The sequence below is a fragment of the Arthrobacter sp. NPDC097144 genome, from assembly GCF_044762205.1.
Lineage (GTDB): Bacteria > Actinomycetota > Actinomycetes > Actinomycetales > Micrococcaceae > Arthrobacter_B.
Window position 1 is genome coordinate 1 of sequence record NZ_JBIWDW010000012.1, and the last position, 3,009, is coordinate 3,009.

1 protein-coding gene is annotated in these 3,009 nt (G+C 60.5%); it reads right to left on the reverse strand.

Annotated elements, in window-relative coordinates; all coding sequences use genetic code 11:
• Window positions 1-384: 384 nt before the first annotated feature.
• Window positions 385-2,253, reverse strand: coding sequence for a DUF5979 domain-containing protein (locus tag ACIQXM_RS18060; protein WP_400934138.1), 1,869 nt, complete (start codon window positions 2,251-2,253; stop codon window positions 385-387).
• Between the last annotated feature and the right edge of the window lie 756 nt (window positions 2,254-3,009).

Genomic DNA, 3,009 nt, shown 5'->3' on the forward strand with positions numbered 1-3,009 from the left:
AGGATCACCAGGATGTTTTTGGTGGGGTTTGGCCGCCATGCTCAGGATGTTTTGCAACTCCCGGCCGCGGCGACTTAGAAGACTCTACACGGGGTACGGGGCCCGCGCAAATCGGCTTGCTCCTGTGATCGGGGTCCCCCTGTACATTGCGGCAAACACCTCAACAGCGGTGCATCTTCAGTGTCCATTGCGGCCAATTCATTTGCTGGTTTCATCTTCGGCCCGGCCTCTTTTCGGGTGTGCACGCAACTGTGGGCGGTCTCCCATCGGGAAGCCGCCCACAGCAGGATGTTGTGGTCCGGACGGCCTGCTCAACTCCACTGAGGGAGCAGGCTGTCCGTTGACCGGTCGCCGGCTGCTGAGTTCACAGCGTCGGCGGCTGCACTATCCCTTCCTGCGTCGTGCTGCTCCCGCAATCAGCAGGGTGCCGATCAGCAGCGCTCCTGCTGCGGCCAGATATACCTGTGTACCGATGTTTGCCCCGGTTTTGGCGAGCGTGTCCTTACCCAATACCGCGTAAGTATTGGTCACTGTCGACGCTACGGTTTCACCCGAAACGATAACGACGCCGTAGGGCAGCACCGTCTCAACAGTGACGTTGCCGTTTTCACCGGTTGTTGGTTCCGTGATGGTGCACTCAGTGCCGGCGGGGATGCCCTCGAAGACCTGTACATACTCACCCGCCGCAGTGCCGGCCGGGATCCGCACCACTTCCTCGAGCTCGTCGCCGCAAACCACGTTCAAAACGGAGGCGGACTGCTGGCCAGCCCCGTTGCCCGCGACGATTTTAGTAACCTGCAGCGACCCGTTGGCGTACTGCACCGTGTTAGCCAGGGAGGCGCTTACCGTGGTGCCCGGCTCAATGGCTACTGTCACGGGGTCACCCGCGTCGACCGTAACCTCCGACGTTGCACCCGTAGACGTTTCGGTTACCGTGCACTCCGTACCCGCAGGAATGTCCGGGAAGGTTTGCCCGTACGGTCCGGCTGCACTGCCTGCAGGGATAACAACCGTAGTGTCCAGGACGGTCCCACAGACAACAGCGATGACAATCTCCTGCTGCAGGCCTGCGGCATTCCCGTCGATCGTCTTGGTGACGTTGAGTGCACCAGGCCGGTACTCCACAGTGTTGGTAATCGTGACGGCCGAACTTGCCTCAATCACGGCTTCCTGCGGAGCGGAAGACACAACTTCTACGGCAGTCGTTGATCCAGTCTCCGGTTCTGTGACAACACAGGTAGTCCCCAGTGGAATGCCGGTGAAGGTGGATGCTTGGTCCTCCGTACGGCCAGCCTCGATAGTGGCTTGGAAAACGAGGCCTGGTCCGCAGTCAACATTCAGGAGGATGGTGCCCTGTTGCCCCACCGCACCTCCCGCAAACGTCTTATTCACGGTGAGGATGCCGGTTTCATAGAACTCTGCCGTCGCCTGGGCATTGGATGCGATCTGGGATTCGGTAGCCAGGATCAGCTTCTGGGCGTTCGTAACGCTGGGGTTATTCCCTGCATAAAGATAGACATTTCCTGTCTGTACGGGCACTACGGCGGTGGCTGTCAGTACCACCGGATCCGTGGTCTGGTTGTCATTTCGAACCCAGAGCTGCGTACCCGAAGCTACCCTCGTGCCAACGAGCGGAACGGTGCCTGCAGCATCCGTGTACAGCGTGTACCCTTCCGGCACCTCTACCGTGAGTGTGGCTGCATCTGCGGAGGAGACAGTGAAAGGCCCGGTAACTCCGTCGACAGGGCCCGCGGCAAGCGGCGGATCGACGCTAACGTCCGGCGCCGGGGGTTCTGTAAGCGGGCCTGCGGCCAGCACGTCAGCAACGATGGCGGCTGTGTACTGCCTAACACCGTCATTGGCGGCAAGAACGTAGCCGTCACTGAAAAACCAGACTGCGGCCTGTACAGCGGCTGCCCGAATTGCATCTGACGGTGCGGGAGGCGCTCCAGGCACGTCAGGATAGTACGTGTTGAGCACGCGGTTTACGTAACCCACGTTGGGTACGTTCGATTCATCCCAGGAGCCGTTCTCGTACCCAAGACCGGTGTAGGTCTGCGTGCGGATATCGATGCAGTACATCTGCTGGGTATTTCCCTCCGCATCCACCGTGGTGATGATGCCGGCAAAGGACTCATTGGCTGTCTCATAACCGGCAGGAACATCAGCCGGATACCCTGCAGTCGGGTCGAAGGTTCCTCCAACCGGCGGCAGGCCGCCCGTCACAGCGGTGCCGGGGCCGGTTCCTGTCATCGTAATTTCCACAAGGTCCAAAGGAACCTCGTTTCCGGGGGACTCCCCCGAAAATACAGCCTGCGCCGGTGAGGCCAGTTGCAGAAGGAGGCACAGGACACCAAATATTCCGAGGCCGGCACCGGCCCGACGTCTTTTCGTTGTTCGTGAGCCGGCCGACGTTCGGGCGGCTTCGTGGCGCAGGTTCATGGGTTCCGCTTTCCTAGCTGGGCACGGTGGACATCCGCAGAGCCGAATCCCGGGCAGGTAAAATCCGGGCTCTGTGAGCAGTGAGGCTACCGGCCTGGGAATCCCGTGAAAAGGGAGATGCAGGAATTACGCACTGATACCAGTGATAAAGCCGTGACGCATGCGGTTAGGGCAGCGCGTGGTGTCATTATGGGCTCTCTTGATGCCGTTCCGACCGGGGGTGATCCCTGGCGGAAGCAGCGGTACGCCTGTCAGTCGCACGGATCAGGGGACCATTCCAGCCGCTGAAGCCCCGCATCCGCACCGACAAAGTGCCCAATCACACAAAACCCGCTGGGCACAGTACGGTTCTCCTGCAGCCGGCGTCCCGCTGGAGCCTGGAATCAGCGTGTTAAGCAGGAAGGGCCCCGCAAACATGCGGGACCAATTAACAGGCGGGGCCGGTTAAACAGGAAGAGCCTGTACCAACACTGGCGGGGCCGGTTAAACAGGAAGAGCCTGTACCAACACTGGCACAGGCTCTTCCCTCAAATATTGTCCGGCGGTGACCTACTCTCCCACACCCTC

Bases quoted from the DNA above. Each gene is read 5' to 3' on its own strand.
- ACIQXM_RS18060 (WP_400934138.1), bottom strand. From the start codon at position 2,253: ATGACAGGAACCGGCCCCGGCACCGCTGTGACGGGCGGCCTGCCGCCG.